General features: G+C 62.8%; 23 protein-coding genes. 13 read left to right on the plus strand and 10 right to left on the minus strand.

Annotated elements, in window-relative coordinates; translation table 11 throughout:
* Window positions 1-24 precede the first annotated feature (24 nt).
* Entirely contained in the window at window positions 25-1,692 is a 1,668-nt protein-coding gene (locus tag SB765_RS18810; RefSeq protein ID WP_410931739.1) for an FMN-binding glutamate synthase family protein, read from the plus strand.
* 30 nt (window positions 1,693-1,722) lie between these two features.
* Here SB765_RS18810 and SB765_RS18815 read toward each other — a convergent pair whose 3' ends face one another.
* Entirely contained in the window at window positions 1,723-3,042 is a 1,320-nt protein-coding gene (locus tag SB765_RS18815) for an OprD family porin (RefSeq protein WP_016497577.1), read from the minus strand.
* 475 nt (window positions 3,043-3,517) lie between these two features.
* Here SB765_RS18815 and SB765_RS18820 point away from each other — a divergent pair, with 475 nt between their 5' ends.
* Window positions 3,518-5,593 (plus strand): TonB-dependent receptor, encoded by a 2,076-nt coding sequence (locus SB765_RS18820; RefSeq protein ID WP_410931740.1) that lies wholly within the window; start codon window positions 3,518-3,520, stop codon window positions 5,591-5,593.
* 131 nt (window positions 5,594-5,724) lie between these two features.
* On the opposite strand, the gene SB765_RS18825 is transcribed toward SB765_RS18820, so the two are convergent.
* On the minus strand, window positions 5,725-5,922 hold the full coding sequence (locus SB765_RS18825; protein WP_026034717.1) for a hypothetical protein: 198 nt from the start codon (window positions 5,920-5,922) through the stop codon (window positions 5,725-5,727).
* A 185-nt stretch (window positions 5,923-6,107) separates the two neighbouring features.
* Window positions 6,108-7,214 carry an agmatine deiminase gene (aguA, locus tag SB765_RS18830; RefSeq protein ID WP_016497575.1) on the minus strand — a complete coding sequence of 369 codons (1,107 nt, stop codon included), beginning with the start codon at window positions 7,212-7,214 and terminating at the stop codon, window positions 6,108-6,110.
* 278 nt (window positions 7,215-7,492) lie between these two features.
* On the opposite strand from aguA, the gene rfbC reads away from it, so the two are divergent.
* Genes rfbC through SB765_RS18850 form a run of 4 tightly spaced genes read left to right on the plus strand, consistent with a single transcriptional unit; the run spans window position 7,493 to window position 11,753 of the window.
* A complete protein-coding gene (rfbC, locus tag SB765_RS18835) occupies window positions 7,493-8,038 on the plus strand; it encodes a dTDP-4-dehydrorhamnose 3,5-epimerase (protein ID WP_063423229.1) in 546 nt (181 codons plus the stop codon).
* 42 nt (window positions 8,039-8,080) lie between these two features.
* Complete coding sequence (locus SB765_RS18840) at window positions 8,081-9,895, plus strand: ATP-binding protein (RefSeq protein ID WP_341797319.1); 1,815 nt, start codon at window positions 8,081-8,083, stop codon at window positions 9,893-9,895.
* Window positions 9,892-11,298: a sigma-54-dependent transcriptional regulator gene (locus SB765_RS18845; protein WP_410931741.1), complete on the plus strand. Its 1,407-nt coding sequence runs from the start codon at window positions 9,892-9,894 to the stop codon at window positions 11,296-11,298. Before SB765_RS18840 ends, SB765_RS18845 begins: the two co-directional genes overlap by 4 nt.
* Complete coding sequence (locus SB765_RS18850) at window positions 11,298-11,753, plus strand: YiiD C-terminal domain-containing protein (protein ID WP_410931742.1); 456 nt, start codon at window positions 11,298-11,300, stop codon at window positions 11,751-11,753. Before SB765_RS18845 ends, SB765_RS18850 begins: the two co-directional genes overlap by 1 nt.
* A gap of 82 nt (window positions 11,754-11,835) precedes the next feature.
* On the opposite strand, the gene cysQ is transcribed toward SB765_RS18850, so the two are convergent.
* A complete protein-coding gene (cysQ, locus tag SB765_RS18855; RefSeq protein ID WP_410931743.1) occupies window positions 11,836-12,654 on the minus strand; it encodes a 3'(2'),5'-bisphosphate nucleotidase CysQ in 819 nt (272 codons plus the stop codon).
* Complete coding sequence (nudE, locus tag SB765_RS18860) at window positions 12,651-13,217, minus strand: ADP compounds hydrolase NudE (RefSeq protein WP_043200325.1); 567 nt, start codon at window positions 13,215-13,217, stop codon at window positions 12,651-12,653. The genes cysQ and nudE overlap by 4 nt, the downstream gene beginning before the upstream one ends.
* Window positions 13,218-13,281: 64 nt before the next feature.
* On the opposite strand from nudE, the gene yrfG reads away from it, so the two are divergent.
* A complete protein-coding gene (gene yrfG / locus SB765_RS18865) occupies window positions 13,282-13,944 on the plus strand; it encodes a GMP/IMP nucleotidase (RefSeq protein WP_341797315.1) in 663 nt (220 codons plus the stop codon).
* Between the two features lie 135 nt (window positions 13,945-14,079).
* Here the strand turns inward: yrfG and lysM are convergent, their stop codons facing one another.
* The gene (lysM, locus tag SB765_RS18870) at window positions 14,080-14,520 is read right to left on the minus strand and encodes a peptidoglycan-binding protein LysM (protein ID WP_410911103.1); all 441 of its coding nucleotides are present in this window, start codon (window positions 14,518-14,520) and stop codon (window positions 14,080-14,082) included.
* Window positions 14,521-14,697: 177 nt separating this feature from the next.
* Between lysM and fdhD the strand changes: the two genes are divergently transcribed.
* The 3 genes from fdhD to SB765_RS18885 all read left to right on the plus strand — a co-directional run bounded on the left by fdhD (window position 14,698) and on the right by SB765_RS18885 (window position 18,554).
* On the plus strand, window positions 14,698-15,528 hold the full coding sequence (gene fdhD, locus SB765_RS18875) for a formate dehydrogenase accessory sulfurtransferase FdhD (RefSeq protein ID WP_041167489.1): 831 nt from the start codon (window positions 14,698-14,700) through the stop codon (window positions 15,526-15,528).
* A 5-nt stretch (window positions 15,529-15,533) separates the two neighbouring features.
* The gene (locus tag SB765_RS18880; protein ID WP_410931744.1) at window positions 15,534-17,879 is read left to right on the plus strand and encodes an FdhF/YdeP family oxidoreductase; all 2,346 of its coding nucleotides are present in this window, start codon (window positions 15,534-15,536) and stop codon (window positions 17,877-17,879) included.
* 195 nt (window positions 17,880-18,074) lie between these two features.
* Window positions 18,075-18,554 (plus strand): glycine zipper domain-containing protein, encoded by a 480-nt coding sequence (locus tag SB765_RS18885; protein WP_174371285.1) that lies wholly within the window; start codon window positions 18,075-18,077, stop codon window positions 18,552-18,554.
* A gap of 55 nt (window positions 18,555-18,609) precedes the next feature.
* Here SB765_RS18885 and SB765_RS18890 read toward each other — a convergent pair whose 3' ends face one another.
* From SB765_RS18890 to hslO, 3 genes are all read right to left on the minus strand, one after another.
* On the minus strand, window positions 18,610-19,050 hold the full coding sequence (locus tag SB765_RS18890) for an acyl-CoA thioesterase (RefSeq protein WP_341797312.1): 441 nt from the start codon (window positions 19,048-19,050) through the stop codon (window positions 18,610-18,612).
* Between the two features lie 187 nt (window positions 19,051-19,237).
* Window positions 19,238-20,779 carry a phosphoenolpyruvate carboxykinase gene (locus SB765_RS18895; protein ID WP_063423222.1) on the minus strand — a complete coding sequence of 514 codons (1,542 nt, stop codon included), beginning with the start codon at window positions 20,777-20,779 and terminating at the stop codon, window positions 19,238-19,240.
* 179 nt (window positions 20,780-20,958) lie between these two features.
* A complete protein-coding gene (hslO, locus tag SB765_RS18900; RefSeq protein WP_016497559.1) occupies window positions 20,959-21,858 on the minus strand; it encodes an Hsp33 family molecular chaperone HslO in 900 nt (299 codons plus the stop codon).
* Window positions 21,859-21,978: 120 nt separating this feature from the next.
* Between hslO and SB765_RS18905 the strand changes: the two genes are divergently transcribed.
* On the plus strand, window positions 21,979-22,773 hold the full coding sequence (locus SB765_RS18905; protein ID WP_341797311.1) for a phosphatase PAP2 family protein: 795 nt from the start codon (window positions 21,979-21,981) through the stop codon (window positions 22,771-22,773).
* A 115-nt stretch (window positions 22,774-22,888) separates the two neighbouring features.
* Here SB765_RS18905 and SB765_RS18910 read toward each other — a convergent pair whose 3' ends face one another.
* Window positions 22,889-23,290 (minus strand): RNA-binding S4 domain-containing protein, encoded by a 402-nt coding sequence (locus SB765_RS18910; protein ID WP_338747467.1) that lies wholly within the window; start codon window positions 23,288-23,290, stop codon window positions 22,889-22,891.
* Between the two features lie 109 nt (window positions 23,291-23,399).
* Between SB765_RS18910 and SB765_RS18915 the strand changes: the two genes are divergently transcribed.
* Entirely contained in the window at window positions 23,400-23,882 is a 483-nt protein-coding gene (locus SB765_RS18915; protein ID WP_016497556.1) for an ATP-dependent zinc protease, read from the plus strand.
* Window positions 23,879-24,784 carry a 30S ribosomal protein S6--L-glutamate ligase gene (gene rimK / locus SB765_RS18920; RefSeq protein ID WP_012316721.1) on the plus strand — a complete coding sequence of 302 codons (906 nt, stop codon included), beginning with the start codon at window positions 23,879-23,881 and terminating at the stop codon, window positions 24,782-24,784. The genes SB765_RS18915 and rimK overlap by 4 nt, the downstream gene beginning before the upstream one ends.
* Window positions 24,785-24,855: the final 71 nt, after the last annotated feature.

A 24,855-nucleotide genomic window follows, 5' to 3' on the forward strand; every position in this document is an offset into this window, starting at 1 on the left:
GGTCATCCTGCCTGCGATGGACCCATGAATCACTCTCTGCCCAGCCGCTACGCCTGCCTCGCCATCTGCCTGTTGTTCACCTTCGCCAGCCTGCCGCTGCTGCCCCAACATGCCTGGCTCTGGCCACTAACCCTGATCACTGCCCTGCTCAGCCTGGTCGGGCTCAACGACCTGCGCCAAAGCCACCACGCCGTGCGCCGCAACTACCCGATCCTGGGCAATATCCGCTACCTGATCGAAACCATCCGCCCGGAAATCCGCCAGTACCTGATCGAGGGTGACGACGACAAGCTGCCGTTCTCCCGCTCGCAGCGCTCGCTGGTATACGCACGCGCCAAGAACGAAAGCGCCGAGAAAGCCTTCGGTACCCTGAACGATGCCTACAAACCCGGTTTCGAATTCATCAGCCATTCGATGCTGCCAGTGGCCACGCCAGACCCGGCCTCGTTCCGCATCGCCATTGGCGGGCCGCAATGCCGCCTGCCCTACTCGGCCTCGATCTTCAACATCTCCGCCATGAGCTTTGGCGCCCTCAGCGCCAATGCCATCGCCGCGCTAAACCGCGGTGCGCGCATGGGCCGTTTTGCCCATGACACTGGTGAAGGCAGCATCAGCCCCTACCACCGCGAACATGGCGGTGACCTGATCTGGGAAATCGGCAGTGGCTACTTCGGCTGCCGTACCGAGGACGGTCGTTTCGACCCGCACCGCTTCGCCGAACAGGCCCGCTCGCCGCAGGTGAAGATGATCGAGATCAAGCTCAGCCAAGGCGCCAAGCCAGGCCACGGCGGCATCCTGCCAGGGCACAAGGTCAGCGCCGAAATTGCCGAGACCCGTGGCGTTCGCGCAGGTGAAGACTGCATCTCTCCGGCCGCGCACAGTGCCTTCCGCACGCCAGTCGAGTTGCTGCAATTCGTGGCCAGCCTGCGCGAGCTGTCGGGTGGCAAGCCCGTAGGCTTCAAGTTCTGCCTGGGTCACCCGTGGGAGTTCATGGGCATTGCCAAAGCCATGCTGGCCACCGGCATCACCCCGGACTTCATCGTTGTCGATGGCAAAGAAGGCGGTACCGGCGCAGCCCCCCGCGAATTCAGCGACAACATGGGCGTGCCCATGCGCGAAGGCCTGATGTTCGTGCACAACACCTTGGTCGGCCTGAACCTGCGCTCCAGCATTCGCATTGGCGCTGCGGGCAAGATTGTCAGTGCCTTCGACATCGCCAGCGTACTGGCCATCGGCGCTGACTGGGTCAACTCGGCGCGCGGCTTCATGTTTGCCATTGGCTGCATCCAGTCGCAAAGCTGCCACACCAACAAATGCCCGACCGGCGTGGCCACGCAAGACCCACTGCGCCAGCGCGCCCTGGTGGTGCCAGACAAAGCCGAACGGGTGGCCAGCTTCCATCGCAACACACTGCACGCACTGGCCGAAATGCTGGCTGCTGCCGGCCTGGAGCACCCTTCGGAGCTTAAGCCCAAGCACCTTGCCCGGCGCATCAGCCCCAGCGAGATCGGGCTGTTTTCGGACCTGCACACGTTCCTCAAGCCAGGCGAATTGCTCAGTGGCTCGATTGAAAGCGAGTTTTATGCGCGGATGTGGCGGATGGCGCGTAGCGACAGTTTTGCGCCGGAGACAGGAGAACTGATGCCCGTTGCAGCAAAAACCGTGCGCCGAAAAGAAACAGCCCCGGCATAAGCCAGGGCTGTTCGATGCTCCAGATCAGGATCAGAAGATGCTGATCGGGTACTCGACGAATACGCGGACTTCGTTGCCGTCGTCGTTGTAACCGTTCTGCTGCACGGCGTTGTTGGTGCGCAGGAACGAGCTACGCAGCTTGATGGACAGGTCCTTGGCCGGGCCGTCCTGCACCACGTAACGGATCTGGTTGAAGATCTCGCGCTCTTTACCTTCGCCGAAGCCCTGCGGGTTGGCGACGTTGCGGGTGTTGATGTTGTCACCCACCACGTAGGCCAGCTTGTAGGTCAGGCCCGGGATGCCGTAGGCACCGAAGTCCAGGCCGTAGCCCAGCTGCCAGGAGCGCTCGTCTTCGGCGTTGAAGTCGGACCAGTACGAGTTGGCCAGGTAGATGGTCGAACCACCGTCACCCACGCCACCGGCGTTCTGGTAGAAACCGTAGTTGTAACCGGTGCTGCCGGTGCTGCGCTGATGCGCGAGGGTGAACGAGTGCGCACCGTACGCGTAAGTGGCTGCCAGGCTCCAGATGGTGTTGGAGTCGCCATTCAGGCCAGCGGCTTGTACGTACTTGCTGTCGATGTCCGACTTGTAGCCGTTGAAGTCCAGGGTCAGGGACTGGTCGCTGGCGATCGGGAAGACGTAGTTCAAGCCCAGGTAGTGCTTCTTCATCACGTCTTCGTTGTCTGCGGTGTACAGCGAAGCGGTGAAGTTGTCGGTGAACTTGTAGCTACCACCGAAGACGTTGATCGACTTCAGGCCGCCACCGTCACGGCGCTCGGCGCTTTTGCGCGCTTCCTGGGTGAAGCGGCCGGCGTTCAGTTCCAGGCCCTCGATCTCTTTCGAGGTGATCAGGGTACCGGTGAAGCTTTCTGGCAGCAGACGCGCGTCGTCGTACTGCAGCACTGGCAGTGCTGGCATCTGGTCACCGTACTTCAGCACGGTGTTGGAAATGCGGAATTTTACTGCTGCGCCACCACGGGCCAGGTTGTGCGGCGAGCTGGCATTGCCTTCGGCATTGGTGGTTTCGTGCGGTTTGAAGAAGTCGACGCCGCCGCCACCGTTGTGGCCTTTGCCGCCATCAAGGCGCACGGCGTACAGCCCGAATGCGTCGACGCCGACGCCAACGGTGCCCTGGGTGAAGCCGGAGGAGAAGTTGGCGATGAACGCCTGGCCCCATTCGATCTGGTCATCGGTGCCGTGCTTCTTGTCACGGTTGATGTAGGCGTTGCGCAGAAGGACGTTGGCGTGGCTGTCCTCGATGAAGCCCTTGCTGTCGGCCTGGTCATTGGCCTGTGCCTGGGTCGCGGCGATCATCGCCAAGGCGACCAGGCTGATCCTGGTTTTCAACATGTTGTTTTCCTTATTTCTTAATCAAAAACGCTCTGCAATATGACGCCAGGAACCAACGCCCCTTCGTAGGTTCGACGCTATGCGGATCCCGCCTGGTGGGCCAGCTGGTAAGTACACGGCAGCCCTCGGCAGCAGCATGGCCAAGATAATGGCCAGCAGGCGTTGGCCGAATCCTAGCCGTGTGCGATTACAAATGTCAAAAAGTCGTGAAATGCAGGTTGATATAACCAAAATTATCGGCAGAGCTGGTGCATTTCCATGCAGGTTTGCGCTATCAGCGGGCAATTTATCTCGTGTGGGAAATTACCTTTTGATCGAACGGACAATTTCCCGAGAGCGGGCAAACCGTGGCGGCAGAGGCTGTTACAAAGAGATACATATGTAAAGACAACCCTTTACAAATACCCAAGCAAGAGTAAATAGCAAGCATTACCATTCGCGCCTTCTTTTTCACCTGCCCGGTCCGGATGTGTCCATGCTCGTACCCTGCCGCCTTTCCCCCTTGACGCTTGCCCTGTCGCTGCTGTTCAGCGTCGGCTTGGCCAGTGCCGCCACCACCACGCTGCCAGAGTCGTCGGTTACCGCCGACAGCGAGCGTGAGAAGGACAACCCGCGAGTCAAGGAGGTGAGCACCGCCACCCGCACCTCGACGCCGGTACGCTATGTGCCGCAGGCCATCGACACGGTGAAAACCGCCAATGTGCTGGACTACGGCAACAACACCCTGGGCAAGGCGCTGGAGGGGATCCCCAACGTCAGCAGCGGCGCCGACACCCGCTTTGACAGCGTGCGCATCCGCGGCTTCGAGGCCAGCAACGACTTCTACCTGGACGGCATTCGCGACGACAGCCAGTACATCCGCGACCTGCACAACATCGAGCGGGTCGAGGTGCTCAAGGGGCCGGCGGCGGTGCTGTATGGCCGTGGCAGCCAGGGCGGCATCGTCAACCGGGTCAGCAAGGCTCCGGAGCAGGGCCGCCGCTCGAGCATCGAAGCACAGGCCGGCAGCGAAGACCTGCGCAGCCTGTATGCCGACCTCAGCGCCGACCCCAGCGATACCGTAAGCCTGCGCCTGAACATGGGTAACCAGGACAACAACAGCTTCCGCGAGGGTATCGACGGCAGCCGCCAGCTGTTCGCCCCGTCGCTCAGCTGGCAGATCACCCCCGACCTCAACTGGCTGGTGCAGTACGAATACAGCCGCTACAACCGCACGCCCGACCGGGGCATCCCCGGGGTGAATGGCCGCCCGGCCGACGTCAGCCGCGGCACCACCTACGGCGACCAGCGCGACTACATCGATGATCGCGCCCAGTCCCTGCGCTCACGCCTGAACTACCAGCTGAACGAAACCTGGCAGCTGCGCCATACCCTGGGCCTGTTCAAGCTCGACAGCGAGTTCGACAACACCTACGTCACGGGCTACAACGCCAGCACCAATGTCCTGACCCGCCAGCGCTGGCAGCAGGACCTGAACACCCGCAACCTGTTCAACAACCTGGAGGCCGAGGGCGATTTCGACACCCTGGGCCTGGAGCACAAGCTGCTGCTGGGCCTGGAGTTCGGCAACCAGAAGCGTGACCCTGTGCTGTATACCGCTGGTAGCCAGCCGCTCCCGGGCTTGGGCAAACCCGGTAGCAACCAGCAGCACAATGGCACACTGGTGCTGTCGAGTAACAACCACACTGTGGTCGATAGCCGCGGCCTTTACCTGCAAGACCAGATCCGCCTGAACGATCAATGGCAAATCCTGGCTGGCGTGCGCTTCGACCAGTTCGACGTGGAAACCACCAACAAGGATGGCGTGCGCGAACCGCAGGACAGCAACAGCACCAGCCCGCGCCTGGGCGTGGTCTACACGCCATGGCGGGATCATTCGTTCTACGCCTCGTGGAGCAAGACCTTCTCGCCGGTGGGCGGCGGCTTGATCGGCATCACCCCGGATGCACCGGGCAACGGCAACGACGCCAAGCCGGAAGAGACCCGGCAGAAAGAAATCGGGGTGAAAAGCGATTGGCTCGACCAGCGCCTGACCACCACCCTGGCCATCTACGAGCTGGAACTGTACAACCGCCGCACCCGTGATCCGGAAAACCCGAATAACATCTTGCTCAGCGGCTTGCAGCGTTCGCGCGGCATCGAGTTGACGGCCACCGGCAATATCGTCGGCAACTGGTATGTACGCGGCGGCATCGGCCTGCAGGATGCGATCATCGTCAAGGACAACAACGGCCAGGAAGGCAACCGCATCAACGATGTGGCCAAGCGCAACGCCAGCCTGTTCGTGACCTGGAAACCAGAGCTGGGCTGGTACGCCGAAACCGGCGTTACGCTGGTAGGTGAGCGTTATGCGGACAACCAGAACACCACGGTGTTGCCAGGGTATGGCCGTTGGGATGCGCTGGCGGGGTACCGCACCCATGACTGGGATGTGCGGGCGGCGTTGAGCAACATTGCCGACAAGACCTACTACAGCTCGGCGACCAGTGCGGCGCAGATTCAGGTGGGGGACCCGCGTAGCCTGGTGGTCACGGGTAGCTACAGCTTCTGATCTTTATTGCTGTACCGGCCTCTTCGCGGCTGAAGCCGCACACACAGGGTCACCACAGGTTTCGAGACATGTGGAGTACCTGTGGGAGCGGCTTCACCCGCGAAGAGGCCGGCACAGAAATACCAATTCGATCAGTGCCACACCGCCATCAGCGCCTGCATCTCTGCTTCGCTGATCAGCCCTTGGGGGTAGCGCCCGGCAAGCAGACGTCGTGGGTCGGTCGTCCTGACCCTGATGCTTCCATGGTGTTTCAACCACTTCGCCACAACCTTGAGCGATTGGTGATTCACTGCCGATGGGCGCAAAGCCGACTCACTTGCTGCGTTCATGTCTACACGTACTCCCTGGCCCGTGAGCGGCTAATCTACGTAGGTAATGTTACAGATCCGAGAGCGCGGCCCGGCCGAGCTATCTGCTTGAAAAACAATACAAAACCTATGCCAGCCTGGGCGCCGGATGTCGCCCGAAAAAAAAGGCCCGTCAAATGACGGGCCTTTTTTCATTCAAGCTGCGTTCAACGCTTGACCGGCGCGGGCTGCTGCTGAGTCAGGCAGTGGATGTTGCCGCCACCCAGCAACAATTCGCGGCCAGGGATCATCACCACTTCATGGTCAGGGAAGATCTTTGCCAGGATCGCTCTGGCTTCGGCATCTGCCGGGTCGTCGAAGCTTGGCGCGATGATGCCACCGTTGACGATCAGGAAGTTCACGTACGAACCGGCAAGGCGCACCGACGGGTCTCGCTCCTGGCTGCCGGCCACCTGATCGACACCGGCACACTCTTCAGCGGTGGCAAACAGCGGGCCCGGGATCGGCATCTTGTGCACGATGAACTCGCGGCCCTTGGCATCGCGGGTGTTCTTCAACACCTCCATGGCCGCGTGGCAGCGCGCATAGTTGGGGTCGTTGGAATCATCGGTCCAGGCCAGTAACACTTCACCCGGGCGCACGTAACAGCAGAAGTTGTCGACGTGGCCGTCGGTTTCGTCGTTGTACAGGCCATCGGGCAGCCAAACCACGGTGTCGACCGCCAGCTGATCGCGCAGCACCGCTTCGATCTGCTCGCGGTTCAGGTGCGGGTTGCGGTTACGGTTGAGCAGGCATTCCTCGGTGGTGATCACGGTGCCTTCACCGTCCACGTGGATCGAGCCGCCTTCCAGCACGAAGCCCTCAGTCTGGTAGCGCTGGCAGCGCTCCATTTCCAGCACCTTGGCGGCTAGTTCCTCGTCGCGGTTCCACGGCGCGTACAGGCCGCCGTCGAAGCCGCCCCAGGCATTGAAGCCCCAGTCCACACCACGCACTTCACCTTGGTCGTTGATGACGAAGGTTGGGCCGGTATCACGCACCCAGGCGTCGTCGTTGCTGATTTCGACCACGCGAATGTTCGGCTGGTCGAGCTGGCGACGGGCATTTTCGTACTGGCCGGCGGAGGCCGCGACGGTGACAGGTTCGAAGCGGGCAATGGCCTTGGCCAGTGTCACATGCGCAGCCTGTGCCGGCTTGCCGCCCAGGCGCCAGTTGTCCGGGCGCTCCGGCCAGACCATCCACACCTGGGTTTGCGGGGCCCACTCGGCGGGCATGTGGAAACCATCGGCACGGGGCGTGGAGTTGAGGGTTTTCATGGGTGACCTCTATGATGGCCCTGAGCCGGAGTGTGCTGGGGCGTTTGTCAATTTATAACCGATATATATCGATATTTGAAGCCCGGCAGTCGGGAATTATTCGCTATTTACCTGCAATTACATCGATAACAATCGAATCATGCAAAGCCGTGCCTGGTGCCGCTACCGGTCTGACGTCTACCATAGCCACACCTTATGCATCCTGTTGCATCGGCATGCGGAAAATTCCAGCGGGGCCGACTAGGGTCAATACTTGGGCAACGGGCCAGCGAGCCACTATGAACATCATCCCTACCGCAATCCCTGAAGTACTGATCATCGAGCCGAAGGTTTTCGGTGACAGCCGTGGTTTTTTCTTCGAGGCATTCAACGCGCGTGAGTTCGCGCGGCAAACCGGTGTGAAGGCCGAGTTCGTGCAGGACAACCACTCTCGCTCCATCAAGGGTGTACTGCGCGGGCTGCACTATCAGGTCGAGAACACCCAAGGCAAGCTGGTGCGGGTGGTACACGGGGAAATCCGCGATGTCGCCGTGGACGTGCGCAAAAGCTCGCCAACCTTTGGCCAATGGGTCGCCGTGCACCTGTCGGCCGACAACCACCGCCAGCTATGGGTACCTCCCGGTTTCGCCCACGGTTTTGCGGTGATGAGCGAATCGGCCGAGTTCCTCTACAAGACCACCGATTACTACAACCCCGGCGCCGACCGCTGCATCCGCTGGGACGACCCGCAACTGGCCATCGACTGGGGGTTGCAGCAACCACCGGTGCTGTCGGACAAGGACAAGCTCGGCCTGCCACTGGCAGAGGCGGAACTGCTGCCTTAACTAGCGCATAATTGCGCCAGACTTTTCTGGCGCATTTACGTGATGATTGCAAAACCCACGCCCCCACGCCGTCCCCGCTGGCGCAGCCTGGCCTTGTTGGCCCTGTGCCTGGCCCCGTTGTTGTGGCCCCTGCATCACCTGGCCGAACGCTACTACCAGGAAGAGCTGGCCTCGCAGAACCGCCAGACCCTCGACCTGTACGTCGCCAACCTGCTCGGCACCCTGCACCGCTACGAAACCTTGCCGCAGATCCTCGGTGACCTGCCGGCGCTACGTGGCGTGCTGGCAGACCCGTTCCGCCTGGAAGCGGTGACCAACGCCAACCGCCTGCTCAAGGGCATCGTGCAGCAGACCGGTGCCGAGGTGATGTACCTGATGGACGTCAGCGGCAACACCCTGGCCGCGTCCAACTGGGACAAGCACGACAGCTTCGTCGGCCGCAACTTCGCCTTCCGCCCCTATTTCAACGAAGCCATGGCCGGCCACCTGGGCCGCTTCTTCGGCCAGGGCACCACCTCGGCCAAGCGCGGCTACTTCTTTGCCGCAGCCGTGCGGGACCGCGAGCGGATCGTTGGCGTGCTGGTGGTCAAGGTCGACCTCGACCACACCGAAACCCTTTGGGGCCGCACCCCCGAGCAGCTGTTGCTGACCGATCACAATGGTGTGGTCATCCTGACGTCGCGGCCCGATTGGCGCTTCCGTGCTACGCGCACGCTGACCGAGGCCGAGCGCCAGGCCATCATCGCCATCCAGCCCTACCCGACCCAGGCCCCACAACCGCTGGTGCTCAGCCCGGACGCCTGGATCACCCAGACCCGCGACATCAAGGAGACCGGCTGGCAGGTCAGCATCCTCGCGCCGCGCATGCTCGTCGATCGCTCGGTGCAAACGGTGATGGCCATCGGTGCCGGTACGCTGCTGGTACTGATGCTGCTGGCCGGCCTGGTGATGCAACGACGGCGCCACTACATCGACCGCATCGACTTCGAAGCCCGTGGCCGCCAGGAGCTGGAAAAGCGCGTGGCCCAACGTACCGCCGACCTTGAAGGCCTGAACACACGGTTAAAAAATGCCGTGCTGGAACGCGAAAACGCCCAGCAAGAAGCAGTGCGCGCCCAGGACGAACTGGTGCAGGCGGGCAAGCTGTCGGTACTCGGCACCATGTCGGCCAGCATCAGCCACGAGCTGAACCAGCCGCTGGCGGCCATCCGCAGCTACGCGGAAAACGCCGAAATACTGCTGGACCACCAACGCACCGATGACGCCCGCGGCAACCTCAAGCTGATCGGCGAGCTGACCGGGCGCATGGCCTCGATCATCGCCCACCTGCGCGCCTTCGCCCGCCGCGACCGCCATGCCCCGGAAAGCGTGGCCTTGCAGCCAGCCCTGGACGATGCCCTGGCACTGCTGGCCAAGCGCCGCCGGGCGATGGCCGTGGAGCTGATCCGCGACCTGCCGGAGGCGACCTTGTGGGTACAAGCCGGTGAAACCCGCCTGCGCCAGGTGCTCGGCAACCTGCTGGCCAATGCCCTCGACGCCCTGACCGAAAAGGCCAACCCGCGCCGCTTGTGGCTAAGTGCCGAGCAGCGCGATGACTGCGTCTACCTGTACATCCGCGACAACGGCCCCGGCTTCAGCCGACAGGCCCTGGAGCATGCCAAGGAGCCGTTCTTCACCACCAAGACCCGCACCCAGGGCCTGGGCCTGGGCCTGGCCATCTGCGAAAGCCTGATGCGCGCCCTGGGCGGTGAACTGCTGCTGGCCAACCACCCGGAAGGTGGCGCACTGCTGACCCTGCAGCTGCGCGTGGCCGCGCCTGGCGCTACTTTGCCCAATTCGGAGGACTCCTCGGCATGACCACCGAGACACTGATCGACAGCCAAGCCCAGGTCATCCTGGTGGACGATGACCCGCACCTGCGACAGGCGCTGAGCCAGACCCTGGACCTGGCCGGGCTCAAGGTAGTAGCCCTGGCCGATGCCCAAGGCCTGGCCGAGCGTATCGAGGCCGACTGGCCCGGTGTGGTGGTCAGCGACATCCGCATGCCCGGTATCGATGGCCTGCAACTGCTGGAGCAACTGCACGGCCGCGACAGCGAGCTGCCGGTGCTGCTGATTACCGGCCATGGCGATGTGCCGCTGGCGGTGCAGGCGATGCGCGCCGGGGCTTATGACTTCCTGGAAAAACCCTTTGCCACAGACGCCCTGCTCGACAGCGTGCGCCGCGCCCTGGCCCTGCGCCGCCTGGTGCTGGACAACCGCAGCCTGCGCCTGGCACTGAGCGACCGCCAGCAACTGGCCACCCGCCTGGTCGGCCATTCGCCGTCCATGCTGCGCCTGCGCGAGCAGATCGGTGCCCTGGCCGGCACCCGCGCCGATGTGCTGATACTGGGTGAAACCGGCGCGGGCAAAGAGGTGGTGGCCCGCGCCCTGCACGACCTGTCCAGCCGCCGCGACGGCCCGTTCGTGGCGATCAACGCCGGCGCGCTGGCCGAGTCAGTGGTGGAAAGCGAGCTGTTCGGTCATGAGCCAGGCGCCTTCACCGGCGCGCAAAAACGCCGTATCGGCAAGTTCGAGTTCGCCAACGGCGGCACGCTGTTCCTCGACGAAATCGAGAGCATGAGCCTGGATGTACAGGTAAAACTGCTGCGCATGTTGCAGGAACGGGTGGTCGAGCGACTCGGCGGCAACCAGCTGATCCCGCTGGATATCCGCATCATTGCCGCGACCAAGGAAGACCTGCGCCAGTCCGCCGACCAAGGGCGCTTCCGTGCCGACCTGTATTACCGCCTGAACGTGGCGCCGCTGCGTATTCCACCGCTGCGCGAACGCGGCGATGACATCCTGGTGCTGTTCCAGCACTTCGCCGACGCCGCCAGCCAGCGCCATGGCCTGCCCCCGCACACCTTGCAGCCAGTGCAGCGTGCCGTGCTGTTGCGCCACCCCTGGCCAGGCAATGTGCGCGAGCTGCAAAACGCCGCCGAGCGTTTCGCCCTTGGCCTGGAGCTGGCCCTGGACGGCCAGGCGCCGCCGGCGACAGCAGCTGCTGTGCCAGTGCTGAGCGGCAACCTCAGCGAGCAGGTCGAGCAGTTCGAACGCTCGCTGATCGCTGCCGAACTGGCCCAGCCACACAGCTCCATGCGCAGCCTGGCCGAGGCGCTGGGCATCCCCCGCAAGACCCTGCACGACAAGCTGCGCAAGCACAGCTTGAGCTTCGACGGCGGCAGCGGCGGGCATGACGACCAAGAGGACCACCGTTAATGAGCACCGATAGCCAGTACCTGCAGTCCGTACTGCACAGCGACATCCCCCTGACCCGCGAAATGGGCCTGGAAGTGATCGATTGGCAGCAGCACACCCTGCGCCTGCAACTGCCGCTGGCGGCCAACGTCAACCACAAGAGCACCATGTTTGGCGGCAGCCTGTACTGCGCGGCAGTGCTGGTGGGCTGGGGCTGGCTGCACCTGCGCCTGAGGGCGCTGGGGATCGATGACGGGCATATCGTCATCCAGGAAGGGCAGATCAGTTATCCGTTGCCGGTCACCGGTGCGGCGGTGGCGCGTTGTGTAGCGCCCGACGAAAAGACCTGGGAGCGATTCCTGGCCCTGTACCAGCGCCGTGGGCGGGCGCGGTTGACGTTGGAAACCACGGTGAGCAATGCCGGAAGTGACGAGCCTGCAGTGAAATTCAGCGGCCAGTACGTGCTGCACCGCTAATGCGACTAACACGGACTTTGTGGGAGCGGCCTTGCGGCCCTTTCGCGACACAAGGGCGCTCCCACAGGATCGTGCCAGGCAGTTAGATCAGCTTCAGGAAGGCCTGGCGCCATGCAGCATTGGCAGGCAACGCCAGGAAATACGGATTGAGCAGCGACTCGCGTGGCGGATACCGAAACGGCAAGCCATCCAGCCCGATCACTTCGCCACCGGCCCCCTCCACCACACCCTGCGCCGCAGCAGTGTCCCACTGCGAAGTCGGCGCCAGGCGCGGATAGCAGTCTGCGCTGCCCTCAGCCAGTAGGCAGAACTTCAACGAACTGCCGATATTGGCCAGCTCCAGCTCACCCACCGCAGCCCCAAGGCCCGCCAACAGCGCTTCCTGCTCCGGGCTGGAATGCCGACGGCTGGCCACCACGGTAAAACGCTTGCCCTGCGCGGGTGCGTTGCGTACCTGGATCGGCTGGGCTACCTCACCGGCATCTGCACGCCAGGCCCCCATGCCGCGCCCACCAAAATAGCAGCGCCCATTGGTGGGCATCGACACCACGCCAAACACCACCTCGCCGTTTTCGACCAGGGCGATGTTGACCGTGAACTCTTCGCTGCCGGCAATGAACTCCTTGGTGCCGTCCAGCGGGTCGACCAGCCACCAGCGGCTCCAACCCTGACGCTCGGCCAGCGGTATGTTGCAGTCTTCCTCGGACAGCACCGGAATGTGCGGCGCCAGCGCCAGCAGGCCATCGGCAATCACCCGGTGCGCTGCCAGGTCGGCGGCGGTCACCGGCGAATCGTCGGCCTTGTTGGTCACGGCCACGTCGGCACGCCAGAACGGCAGGATCGCCTCGCCTGCGGTCAGTGCCAGCTTGACCACTTCGTGCATCAGTTGCAGGTCGTTCATAGCTCCAGCAGCCCCCGCTGGATCATCAGGTCACGGGCCAGGTACAGCGCCGCCAGGGCGCGGCCCTCGGTGAACTGTGGGTGCATGGCCAATGCCGACAACTCGCGCAGGTTGACCTTGTCGACCCGCATCGGCTCTGGTTCATCGCCTTCCAGGCGCTCTTCGTACAGGTCGGTGGCCAGCACTACCTGGATCTTCTGGCTCATGTAGCCCGGCGACAGCGACAGCTCGGTCAGGTGCTCCAGCTGGCGTGCGCCAAAACCGGCTTCTTCCTTGAGCTCCCGGTCGGCTGCCGCCAGCACATCCTCGCCCGGCTCGATCAGGCCCTTGGGCAACGACAGCTCGTATTCATCGGTGCCGCCGCAGTATTCCTCCACCAGCACGGCATGCTCGGCGTCGAGCATGGCCACGATCATCACCGCGCCGTAGCCGTTACCCCGGCCCACCAAACGCTCGTAGGTACGCTCATTGCCATTGCTGAAGCGCAATTGCACGGCTTCGACGCGGAACAGGCGGCTGCTGGCGACGATTTCGCGGCTGAGGACGGTGGGTTTCTGGCGCATGGGGCGGCTCCTTGGCGTGAACGGGTTACTATACCGTGGCTAGCCGACTGATCGAGAGTTTCCCATGCCTGTTATTCCCTGGTCTGCCATCGATACCGTCCTGCTGGACATGGACGGCACCCTGCTCGACCTGCATTACGACAACCGCTTCTGGCTGGAGCACCTGCCCCAGCGCTATGCCGAGCTGCACGGGGTGAGCCGGACCATGGCGGAAATGGAGCTGCAGCCACTGTTCGAGCGCAATGCCGGCACGCTGAACTGGTATTGCCTGGATTTCTGGAGCCGCGAGCTGCGCCTGCCAATCCGAGAGCTGAAGCAGGAAATCGCCGACCTGATCGCCCTGCGCCCAGACGCCGACACCTTCCTGGCGGCAATCCGCAAGGCGGGCAAACGCGTGGTGATGATCACCAATGCGCACCGCGACTCGCTGTCGCTGAAGCTGGAGCGGGTGGAACTGGCGCCGTATTTCGAACGGCTGATCAGCTCGCACGATTATGGCTACCCGAAGGAAAGCCCGCAGTTTTGGGATGCCTTGCAGGCGGACATCGGTTTTGAGCCGGGGCGCAGCCTGTTTATCGATGACACGCTGGCGATACTGCGCAGTGCACAAAGATTTGGGGTGGGCCACCTGCTGGCGGTGCGCCAGCCGGATAGCAAGGCAGGGCCGCGGGATACCGAAGAGTTTGCGGCGGTCGAGGATTACCGGGACTTACTGGCAGGCCTGTAGGAGCAGCCTTGTGCTGCGAAGAGGCCGGTATGACAGAAAATTGTCTGTGAAAGTACCGGCCTCTTCGCAGCACAAGGCTGCTCCTACAAGCACTTCACCGCCATTGAAAGCAGTGCAACAACTGTGGGAGGAAGATTACTCAGGAATACGCAGCACCTGCCCCGGGTAGATCTTGTCCGGATGCGACAGCATCGGCTTGTTGGCCTCGAAAATCTTGTTGTACTGGTTGGCGTTGCCATAAACCACGATTGAAATGGCCGATAGCGTGTCGCCCTTTTTCACGGTAACGAACCGGGCCGCCTTCACCACTGGCCCGGTCACGGTGATCTGGTCATCCACGCTGGCCACACCATTGATGTTGCCGGCTGCAAGAATGATCTTCTCCTTCTCTTCCTGGCTGGCCACTTCACCCTTGAGGGTGATCGTGTCTCCCTCTACAGTGGCGGTGATCTTCGGGTTGCCCAGGCCAACGTCTTGCACGTGTTTTTTCAGCTGCTCCCCGGCATTGGCATTGCCAGGGGTCAGCAGGTCGATCAACTTCTCGCCGGCTTCCTTCACGAAACTGAACAGGCTCATTGCGCTCTCCTTGTTGACGAAACCTCGGACTCACGAGTCTAGGCCAGCTTTTCCACTCCCGCCCCCTGTGCGACCAATCGACACGGTCTATCAAGGCATAGACCCTAGCGATTAGACGCCGCCGGCCCGCAAGCCTAGGCTTGTGCTATCAGAAAGCCGCCGGTATTCAACGCCCCGATGAACAGCAAACCTCCGGTCTGCGCGGCATCATCGCCCTTGTCCATGCCCGCCGCCAGCAACACCTACGATTACGTCCAGCTCAGCGACGCCCAACGCGACAGCACCCCGCTGGCCGAAGAAGTGGCCCTGGCCATTGTCTACAACGGCCTCAACCAGGCGGTGATGCTGGTCAGCCCCACCGACCTGGAAGACTTCGCCGTCGGTTTCAGCGTTGGCAGCGGCATTGTCGAAGGCACCGCAGAAATCTACGACCTGAAGCTTTCCGGCAGCGGCTCGGCAATGTATGCCGACCTGGAAATTTCCAGCCGGGCGTTCTGGAACCTCAAAAACCAGCGCCGCCAGCTGGCCGGCACCAGTGGTTGCGGCCTGTGCGGGGTCGAAGCGCTTGAACAGGCGCTACCGGACCTGCCCGAACTGCCGGGCGCGCCCCTGCCCCCGCCCCAGTGGCTGGTTGGCCTGCGTGAACGCATCGATGCCTTCCAGCCGCTGGGCCAGCATTGCGGGGCTGTGCATGCCGCGCTGTTCATGGACCGCCATGGCGAGCTGCTGCTCGGCCGTGAAGACATCGGCCGGCACAACGCCCTCGACAAGCTGATCGGCGCCCTGCTGCGCCAAGGCATAGACAGCCAGGGCGGCCTGGCCATCGTCACCAGCCGCTGCAGCCTGGAGCTGATCCAGAAAGTACTGCGTGCCGGCATCCAGACCCTGGTCAGCCTGTCGGCGCCCACCGGCCTTGCCCTGCAATGGGCACGCAAGCACAACCTCAACCTCATCCATCTGCCAAAGCACAGCGCACCGCGGGTCTACAGCCCGGCGGCGGAGTCGTAATACCCGTGACCTCCTACCAGCACCTCCCGGACAACGCCCCAGCCTCCCCCCCTCGCTACAAGCCCTACCACGGCCCCGCCGGTGGCTGGGGCGCGTTGCGCAGCGTGGCCAAGGCCTGGGTCGGCAGCGACAACGCGCTGAAGAACATTCGCGCGCTGCTCAAGACCAACCAGAACGGCGGCTTCGACTGCCCGGGCTGCGCCTGGGGCGATTCGCCGGAAAGCGGCATGGTCAAGTTCTGCGAGAACGGCGCCAAGGCAGTGAACTGGGAGGCGACCAAGCGCCGCGTCGATGCTGCCTTCTTCGCCCGTTACAGCGTCACCTCGCTGCTGCAGCAGAGCGACTACTGGCTGGAGTACCAAGGGCGCCTGACCGAACCGATGGTCTACGACGCGCCCAGCGACCGGTACCTGCCAATCAGCTGGGATGCCGCGTTCGCCCTGATCGCCCGCGAGCTGAACAAGCTGGCCAACCCTGACCAGGCCGAGTTCTATACCTCGGGGCGCGCCAGCAACGAAGCGGCGTACCTGTACCAGTTGTTCGTGCGCGCCTACGGCACCAACAACTTCCCCGACTGCTCGAACATGTGCCACGAGGCCAGTGGCGTGGCCCTCGGGCAAAGCGTCGGGGTTGGCAAGGGCACCGTCACCTTCGACGATTTCGAGCATGCCGACACGATTTTCGTCTGGGGCCAGAACCCCGGCACCAACCACCCGCGCATGCTCGACCCGCTGCGCGATGCGGTGAAGCGTGGCGCCCAGGTGGTGTGCGTAAACCCGCTGAAGGAACGTGGCCTGGAGCGTTTCCAGCACCCGCAGAACCCGCTGGAGATGCTGACCAACAGTGACCGGCCGACCAACACCGCGTTCTTCCGCCCGGCACTGGGCGGCGACATGGCGATGCTGCGCGGCATGGCCAAGTTCGCCCTGCAATGGGAACGCGAAGCCCAGGCCAAAGGCGAACCGGCCGTGTTCGACCATGCTTTCATTGCCGAACATGGCCATGGCGTCGACGAGTACCTGGCAGTGGTAGATGCCACGCCGTGGGAGCACATCCAGGCGCAGTCCGGCCTGGCCCTAGCCGACATCGAGCTGGCCGCCCGCATGTACTGCCGCGGCAAGCGGGTGATCATGTGCTGGGCGATGGGCATCACCCAGCACCGCCATTCGGTGCCGACCATCCAGGAAATCGTCAACCTGCAGATGCTGCGCGGCAACATCGGCGCTCCCGGCGCCGGCCTGTGCCCGGTGCGTGGCCACAGCAACGTGCAGGGCGACCGCACCATGGGCATCAACGAGCGCCCGCCGGTGGCCCTGCTTGACGCCATCGAAAAGCGTTTTGGCTTCCCCGTGCCCCGGCACAACGGCCACAACACCGTCGAAGCGATTCACGCCATGCTCGATGGGCGGGCCAAGGTATTCATCGGCCTGGGCGGCAATTTCGCACAAGCCACGCCGGACACCGAGCGTACCGCACAGGCACTGCGCAATTGCGAGCTGACCGTACATATCAGCACCAAGCTCAACCGCAGCCACCTGGTGCATGGCAAGCAGGCGCTGATCCTGCCGTGCCTGGGCCGCACCGACATCGACCTGCAGGCCGACGGGCCACAAGCGGTGACGGTGGAAGACTCGTTCAGCATGGTGCACGCCTCCAACGGCCAGCTGAAGCCACTGTCTACGCAAATGCGCTCGGAACCGGCAGTGGTTGCCGGCATCGCCGCCGCGACCCTGGGCAAGCAACCGGTGGACTGGCACTGGCTGGTGGCCGACTACGACCGCATCCGCGACCTGATCGGCGATACCATCGCCGGCTTCAGCGGTTTCAACCAGCGCCTGCAACACCCAGGCGGCTTCTACCTGGGTAACAGCGCCGGCAGCCGCGAATGGAAGACCAGCACCGGCCGCGCCAACTTCAAGGCCAACCTGCTGCCGGATTCGTTGCTCGATGAGCGCGTGCGCGCCAGTGGCCAGCTGCCGGACCTGATCATGCAGTCGATGCGCTCGCACGATCAGTACAACACCACCATCTACGGCCTGGACGACCGCTACCGCGGCGTGCGCGGCCAGCGCGAGGTGCTGTTCGCCAACGAAGCCGACATCATCCGCCTGGGCTTCCAGCCGGGGCAGAAGGTCGACATCGTGTCGCTGTGGGGGGATGAGCATGTGCGCCGGGTGCAGGGCTTCACCCTGCTGGCCTTCGACATCCCGGCCGGGCAGGCAGCGGCGTACTACCCCGAAGTGAACCCGCTGGTGCCGCTGGAGAGCATTGGCGATGGCAGCCATACGCCGACATCGAAGTTCATTGCCATCAAACTGGAGCGGGCACGGGACGACGGGCGTATCCTGTAGAAACGAAAAAGCCCTGTTCCATTGCGGTTCAGGGCTTTGTCATAAAGGTCTCAGACAGCCGAAAATGGATAAAGTTTCACAGCAAATACAGTAACTTAGCGAATTGTGTACAACTCGTGTTACTCGTCGGATTTCCGTTGCCAGCCGCGCCGCTTAGCCTCAAATTCGCCTCGTCATCCCTATGAGGCTCTCTTGATGAAGAAGTACTCCTCGATTTTGTTGTTGTCTTTCAGCTTGCTCAGCGGCGTTGCCATGGCAGGCGGCAATACCGAGGCCGGCATTGGCGGCGCATTGGGTGGGGTACTCGGCTCCGTAGTGGGCAACTCCATCGGTGGTAGCACGGGCGGTGCCATTGGTGCCGGTCTGGGCGGCGCAGCCGGTGGTGCCCTGGGTGCCGACAAGCGCCAGCGTGGCGAGGCTGCTATCGGCGGCGCGCTGGGCGCTGCAGGCGGTAACGTGGTCGGTCGCTCGGTGGGCGGCACCACCGGTAGCTACATTGGTGCAGCCGCAGGCGGCGGCGCCGGTGGGGCGCTCGGCAACTACATGGGCAACAAAGCCGATGACGACGACCGCGATGACGATCGTCGCTACCGTCGCGGCTACGACGACCGTCGTCACTACGACCGTGGTCACCACTACGGCCACCGCAAGCACAAGCGCCACTGGCGCGACTGATGCCTGAGGGCCTCGCCCCGGCAGCAAAAGCCCCGCCCCTTTCGGCGGGGCTTTTTTATGCCTGCTGTCCCAGCACCAGGCCAGACAGGATCACTTGCAGCGGCTCAGGCAACACCACAGGACGACCACTGGCCCGTTCGATGAACACCTGAACCACCGTACCTGCCGCACACGCCTCCGGCTCGCCCGGGCGGAACAGCGCCAGGCGGTACTCCACCGTACTACCCGCCAGGCGCGTCACCCCCAAGCCCACTTCGAGAACGTCGGGGAAGCCGGGCAGCGCGAAGAAATCCGCCGCCGAACTGACCACGAATGCCGCCAGCTCGCCGTCACGCAGGTCCACCTCGGCCTGTTCGACAAGGAAGGCCTGGATAGCCGTTTCGAAAAAACCATGCACGGTCGCTCCGGCGATATGGCCGTTGACGTCGTTGTCCGAAGGGCGGGTGAGGATGGGGTGGAAGTGGTTGAAGGCACTGCGCTGAGGGGATTCGGTCATCTGTCTGGCTCTTGTCTCGCAAATGATGCTGACAGTGAAACAGAAATTCCAGACTTCCGCTGCCTGAGCCGGCCTCTTCGCGGGTAAACCCGCTCCCACAGGAATCGCCGCGAAGAGGCCGGCTCAGGATATCGTTCAAAAAAAAAGCCGCCCCAAAGGGCGGCTTTCTTGTCGCGCTGGGCTCAGCTTACAGCTGCGGGCCAGCGGCCTTGATGGCGTCGGAAACTTCGAACTTCTTGAAGTTTTCGATGAACAGCTTGGCCAGGCCTTTGGCGGCCTCGTCGTAGGCAGCTTTGTCAGCCCAGTTGGTGCGCGGGTTGAGCAGCTCGGTTTCAACGCCCGGGACAACTTTTGGCACGTCCAGGTTGATGATGTCCAGGTGCTCGGTTTCGGCACCGACCAGCGCGCCGCTCTGGATCGCAGCGATCACCGCACGGGTGGTCGGGATGCTGAAGCGCTTGCCAACGCCGTAGCCACCGCCGGTCCAGCCGGTGTTGACCAGGTAGACCTTGGAGTTGAAGCCATTGATACGCTTGATCAGCAGCTCGGCGTACTCGCCAGCCGGGCGCGGGAAGAACGGGGCGCCGAAGCAGGTGGAGAAGGTCGACTTGATGCCGCCGCCCGAACCCATTTCGGTAGAACCCACCAGCGCGGTGTAACCGGACAGGAAGTGGTAGGCCGCCTGTTCGTTGTTCAGGATCGAAACCGGAGGCAGAACACCGGTCAGGTCGCAGGTCAGGAAGATGACCGCGTTAGGCTCGCCGCCCAGGTTCGCTTCGGAACGCTTGGCAACGTGCTCCAGCGGGTACGCTGCACGGCTGTTCTGGGTCAGGCTGACGTCGGTGTAGTCGGCGTGCTTGTTGGCGTCCAGAACGACGTTTTCCAGGACAGCGCCGTGCTTGATGGCTTTCCAGATGACCGGCTCGTTCTTCTCGGACAGGTCGATGCACTTGGCGTAGCAGCCGCCTTCCATGTTGAAGACAACGCCTTCGCCCCAACCGTGCTCGTCGTCACCGATCAGGTAACGGCTTTCGTCGGCCGACAGGGTGGTTTTGCCAGTGCCGGACAGGCCGAAGAACAGGGTTACATCGCCTTCTTCGCCGATGTTGGCCGCGCAGTGCATTGGCAGTACGTCGGCCGCCGGCAGCAGGAAGTTCTGCACCGAGAACATGGCTTTCTTCATTTCGCCGGCGTAACGCATGCCAGCGATCAGCACTTTCTTGGCGGCGAAGTTGATGATCACGCAACCGTCGGAGTTGGTGCCGTCACGCTCAGGCTCGCACACGAAGTTGGCAACGTTGAGCACCTGCCACTGGTCGCGGCCAGCCGGGTTGAACTGCTCCGGGTTGATGAACAGGCAACGGCCGAACAGGTTCTGCCAGGCAGTCTGGGTGGTCATCTTCACCGGCAGGTAGTGCTCGGCGGCTGCCCCTACGTGAACGTAGGAAACGAAGTGATCCTGGGCGTTGTTGAACGCCTCGACGCGGTCCCACAGGGCATCGAACTTGTCGGCCGGGAACTTGCGGTTGATCGGGCCCCAGGAAATGGCGTCCTGGGTGGAAGGTTCTTCGACGATGAAACGGTCAGCCGGCGAACGGCCAGTACGGTGACCAGTCTCTACGACCAGTGCGCCAGTATCGGCTAGTACGCCTTCACCGCGTTGCAGCGCTTCTTTTACCAGCTCATCGACGCTCAGGTCGGTGTACACGGTGTTGTTGGCTTGCGTCATGAGATACCCCATCCGGCCCGAGGCCGAGTGCTCCAAACGTTTTGTAGTTGTCTTGAAAAAACTACTACAGCGAAAAAAGTGGCCGGATTATGCCAGAAACGCCCAAAAAAAGTAGGCCCCTCCTGTCGTAACCGCGCTTTTGCGCAATTCGACAGGAGATTCCCCTGTAATTAAACGTTTCAGTGGCGAGTTTCTGAGGCGGTGTCTGTACCGCCACCGGCAAACAGTTGCGCCACATCGCTTGCATCGAAGAAATAGCGCTCGTTGCAGAACTGGCAATCGATCTCCACCTGGCCGCCGCACTCTTGCACCAGCGCCTTGGCGTCATGCTCGCCCAGGCTCACCAGCGCATTACCGGAGCGTTCGCGCGAGCAGCTGCAATTGAAGCGCAACGGCTGAATGTCGAACAGGCGCACGGCATCTTCGTGGTACAGGCGGTGCAGCAGGGTTTCGTTACCTTCGGCCCATTCTTCAGGCTTGAGGGTCTTGGCCAGGGCGATCACGTGCTGCCAGCTGTCTTCACGCTCTTCGTCGTCAGGCTGGCGATCACGCGGCAGTTGCTGCAGCAGCAGGCCACGGGCTTTGCCGTTTTCGGCGTTGAGCCAGAAGCGGGTATTGAGCTGTTGCGACTGGACGAAGTAGTTGGTGAAGCACTCCGACAGGTTGGCACCGTCGAGGTCCACTGTACCCTGGTAGCGCTGGCCCTTGACCGGGTCGATGGTCAGGGTCAGGTGGCCCTCGGGCATCAACTGCGCCAGCGTGGCGTCAGCGGCGATCTGATCGGCCTCGTAGCGCGCCACGCCACGGATGTCGCGATCGCCCGAGCATTCCACCATCAGCAGCGGGATCGGCCCTTCGGAGCGCGCCTGCAGAATCAGCAGGCCATCGAACTTCAATGCCCCCACCAGCAAGGCGGTGGCGGCCATCAGTTCGCCGAGCAGCACCTGCACCGGCTGTGGGTATTCATGACGCGCCAGCACCGCGGCATAGCTGTCATCGAGAGACACCCACTCGCCGCGCACATCGCGCTCGTCGAAGATGAAACGTTGAGTGAAATCGGTATCAGGCAAATCGCTCATAGGTTTTGGCTATCTAAAAAATGATGACAAAATGGTTACAGCGGTTGTCGAAAACCTTCGAAAACCCGTGACAGAGCGCTCACAAGGCGCTCCGATTCCTGTTTGCAATAGAGGTATCTTATGGACAATCGACCACTGTTCCAAGCAAGGTGGTCCTTGGGGCCATTGGCAGCCTGCACTCTGCTTCCCATCGCTCTACTGTGTTTCTGGTTATGGCCTTTTGGCCAGATCCTGTGCCTGACTTTCGACGAGTGGCTGTTCCACAGCCTGAATGCGCCGCTGGCCGACAACACTACCTGGCGCTACATCTGGACCGTCGGCAGCCTGCGCCCGTTCGACATCGTCGTTGGCCTGATCCTTCTGGCAGTGCTTATCCGTGGTGACTGGGTGTTCAAGGCAGCTCAGGTTCGCCAGGCCTTTTTCGGCTTTCTGGTCACGCTACTCCTCTTAGTGGTGATTCGCGCGCTGTTTTCCAAGTGGGTGGATGCAGCCGGCTGGCAGCACAAGAGCCCGTCGATGATCTTCGACGACGTGGTGCACCTCAGCGACTACTACCCGAACCTGGAGGCGGCCTGGGAGCTCAAGGACCGATCCAGCAAGAGTTTCCCGGGGGATCACGCTTCGGTGCTGCTGATCTGGGCGCTGTTCATGAGCGTATTCAGCCGCCGACTGGTGCAGTTCCTGGTGATCTGGGGGCTGGCGGTGCTGTTCATGCTGCCGCGCCTGGTGGCCGGCGCCCACTGGGGGCAGGATGACTACATTGGCGGGTTGCTGATGGCAGTGCTGGCGTTGGGCTGGAGCTACTACACGCCGCTGGCGGCCAAAGGCAGTGAAGCGTTGATACGCTGGACAGCACCGTTGTTCACCCTGCTGGCCAGACTACCGCTTGTCGGGCGGTTGGCCGTGCTCCGCTAGATACTTGGGGCTGCTACGCAGCCCTTTCCGACCGGGCCGGCGCCCCGGCAAGGCCGCTCTCACAATGCTCGGTGAGGAGCTGGCTTGCCGGCGATGGGCCGCAGAGCGGCCCCGGCTATTCATAGCTGCCATGCAGCTGGTGAATCTGTCGGCGCTGCTTCTTGGTCGGCCGGCCATCGGTAGTCACGCCCATGGCCCCGGCCTTGCGCATTTCGGCCGCCTGCTCACGCCGCCTCACGCTTTCTTCGGTTTCCTCGTACAGCGTCTGCGCTTCTGGCGCCCCACGCCGCACCACCGACAACGCCTTCACCACCACGGTGCGTTCATCGAACCCGGTGCGCAGCAAAAATTCGTCGCCCACCCGTGGCTCCTTGCCCGGTTTGCAACGCTCGCCGCGGCAATGCACTTTGCCGCTCTCGATCGCCGCCTTGGCCAGCGCCCGCGTCTTGTAGAAACGCGCCGCCCACAGCCACTTGTCGAGGCGAACCTTGTCGTCGTCTTCGGCTTTTTGTGCCATCCCGTTACCTCGGATTCTGTCTTTCATCGAACTGTACTACCTTCACATACGGATGCAAAAAGTCCCCGCCATGCTTACAGTTCACCACCTTACTCGCAGGGTGCGCTTCGTGAAGACATTTGACCATTTGACTGTGATCGGCCTGCGTGAGTGGATAGCCCTGCCCGACCTTGGTGTCGCCGGGCTGCGCGCCAAGATCGACACCGGCGCCAGCACCTCAAGCCTGCACGCTACCGAGGTGGAACCGTTCGAGCGCGACGGCCAGCCCTGGGTCCGTTTCACTGCGCACCTGGGCTCGGTGGTGCAGTTGCGTCACCGGCGTTGCGAGGCCCCGCTGGTCACCATGAAAACCATCAAGAGCTCCAACGGCCACGCCCAGACCCGCTATGTCATCCGCACGTCACTGGCGCTGGGCGATGGTGTGTGGGAGGTGGAGTTCACCCTGGCCTGTCGCAAGAACATGCGCTACCGCCTGCTGCTCGGTTCCAAGGCCTTGATCCAGGGCCAGCTGGTGGTGAACCCCGGCTTGAAGTACGTCCAAGATAAACCGGCCTTTCCGGCCACCCTTTCCCCTGTCACAGGTGCTGCATGAAGATCGCTGTGCTGTCGCGCAATCCGCGTCTGTATTCCACCCGCCGCCTGGTCGAAGCCGGTACCCAGCGTGGCCACGAAATGGTGGTGATCGACACCCTGCGGGCCTATATGAACATTGCCAGCCACAAGCCGCAGATCCACTACCGCGGCAAGCCGCTGGAGGGCTTCGATGCTGTGATCCCGCGCATCGGGGCTTCGGTCACCTTTTACGGCTGCGCAGTGCTGCGCCAGTTCGAAATGATGGGTGTGTACCCGCTCAACGAATCGGTGGCCATTGCCCGCTCGCGCGACAAACTGCGATCACTGCAATTGCTGTCGCGCCGTGGTATCGGCCTGCCCATTACCGGCTTCGCCCACTCACCGGACGACATCCCCGACCTGATCCAGATGGTCAATGGCGCCCCGCTGGTGATCAAGGTGCTGGAGGGTACCCAGGGCATCGGCGTGGTGCTGTGCGAAACCACCCAGGCGGCCGAGTCGGTGATCGAGGCGTTCATGGGCCTGAAGCAGAACATCATGGTTCAGGAGTACATCAAGGAGGCCGGCGGCGCCGATATTCGCTGCTTCGTGGTGGGAGACAAGGTGATTGCCTCGATGAAGCGCCAGGCCAAGCCGGGCGAGTTCCGCTCCAACCTGCACCGGGGGGGCGTCGCCAGCCTGATCAAGATCACCCCGGAAGAGCGGATTACCGCCATTCGTGCGGCCAAGGTGATGGGGTTGAGCGTGGCGGGTGTTGATATCCTGCGCTCCAACCATGGGCCGTTGGTGATGGAGGTGAACTCATCGCCGGGGCTGGAGGGGATCGAGGTGACCACCGGCAAGAACGTGGCCGGGATGATCATCGAGCACCTTGAGAAGAACGGCGGGCCTAATCAGACCCGGACCAAGGGCAAGGGCTGAGATTTTGGGGGCTGCCTTGCAGCCCATTCGCAGCACAAGGCTGCTCCTACAGGGGATCGCGTAACCCTGTG

Origin of the sequence: Pseudomonas sp. SIMBA_067, assembly GCF_046534675.1 — a bacterium.
GTDB classification, from domain to species: domain Bacteria; phylum Pseudomonadota; class Gammaproteobacteria; order Pseudomonadales; family Pseudomonadaceae; genus Aquipseudomonas; species Aquipseudomonas putida.

Coding starts and splice junctions, on each gene's coding strand:
- SB765_RS18850 (WP_410931742.1), top strand. CDS start 11,298: ATGAGCACCGATAGCCAGTACCTGCAGTCCGTACTGCACAGCGACATC.
- yrfG (WP_341797315.1), top strand. CDS start 13,282: ATGCCTGTTATTCCCTGGTCTGCCATCGATACCGTCCTGCTGGACATG.
- SB765_RS18840 (WP_341797319.1), top strand. CDS start 8,081: ATGATTGCAAAACCCACGCCCCCACGCCGTCCCCGCTGGCGCAGCCTG.
- SB765_RS18810 (WP_410931739.1), top strand. CDS start 25: ATGAATCACTCTCTGCCCAGCCGCTACGCCTGCCTCGCCATCTGCCTG.
- SB765_RS18895 (WP_063423222.1), bottom strand. CDS start 20,779: ATGACGCAAGCCAACAACACCGTGTACACCGACCTGAGCGTCGATGAG.
- SB765_RS18885 (WP_174371285.1), top strand. CDS start 18,075: ATGAAGAAGTACTCCTCGATTTTGTTGTTGTCTTTCAGCTTGCTCAGC.
- SB765_RS18890 (WP_341797312.1), bottom strand. CDS start 19,050: ATGACCGAATCCCCTCAGCGCAGTGCCTTCAACCACTTCCACCCCATC.
- SB765_RS18820 (WP_410931740.1), top strand. CDS start 3,518: ATGCTCGTACCCTGCCGCCTTTCCCCCTTGACGCTTGCCCTGTCGCTG.
- rimK (WP_012316721.1), top strand. CDS start 23,879: ATGAAGATCGCTGTGCTGTCGCGCAATCCGCGTCTGTATTCCACCCGC.
- SB765_RS18910 (WP_338747467.1), bottom strand. CDS start 23,290: ATGGCACAAAAAGCCGAAGACGACGACAAGGTTCGCCTCGACAAGTGG.
- cysQ (WP_410931743.1), bottom strand. CDS start 12,654: ATGAACGACCTGCAACTGATGCACGAAGTGGTCAAGCTGGCACTGACC.
- lysM (WP_410911103.1), bottom strand. CDS start 14,520: ATGAGCCTGTTCAGTTTCGTGAAGGAAGCCGGCGAGAAGTTGATCGAC.
- SB765_RS18845 (WP_410931741.1), top strand. CDS start 9,892: ATGACCACCGAGACACTGATCGACAGCCAAGCCCAGGTCATCCTGGTG.
- SB765_RS18825 (WP_026034717.1), bottom strand. CDS start 5,922: ATGAACGCAGCAAGTGAGTCGGCTTTGCGCCCATCGGCAGTGAATCAC.
- SB765_RS18905 (WP_341797311.1), top strand. CDS start 21,979: ATGGACAATCGACCACTGTTCCAAGCAAGGTGGTCCTTGGGGCCATTG.
- SB765_RS18815 (WP_016497577.1), bottom strand. CDS start 3,042: ATGTTGAAAACCAGGATCAGCCTGGTCGCCTTGGCGATGATCGCCGCG.
- aguA (WP_016497575.1), bottom strand. CDS start 7,214: ATGAAAACCCTCAACTCCACGCCCCGTGCCGATGGTTTCCACATGCCC.
- rfbC (WP_063423229.1), top strand. CDS start 7,493: ATGAACATCATCCCTACCGCAATCCCTGAAGTACTGATCATCGAGCCG.
- nudE (WP_043200325.1), bottom strand. CDS start 13,217: ATGCGCCAGAAACCCACCGTCCTCAGCCGCGAAATCGTCGCCAGCAGC.
- fdhD (WP_041167489.1), top strand. CDS start 14,698: ATGAACAGCAAACCTCCGGTCTGCGCGGCATCATCGCCCTTGTCCATG.
- hslO (WP_016497559.1), bottom strand. CDS start 21,858: ATGAGCGATTTGCCTGATACCGATTTCACTCAACGTTTCATCTTCGAC.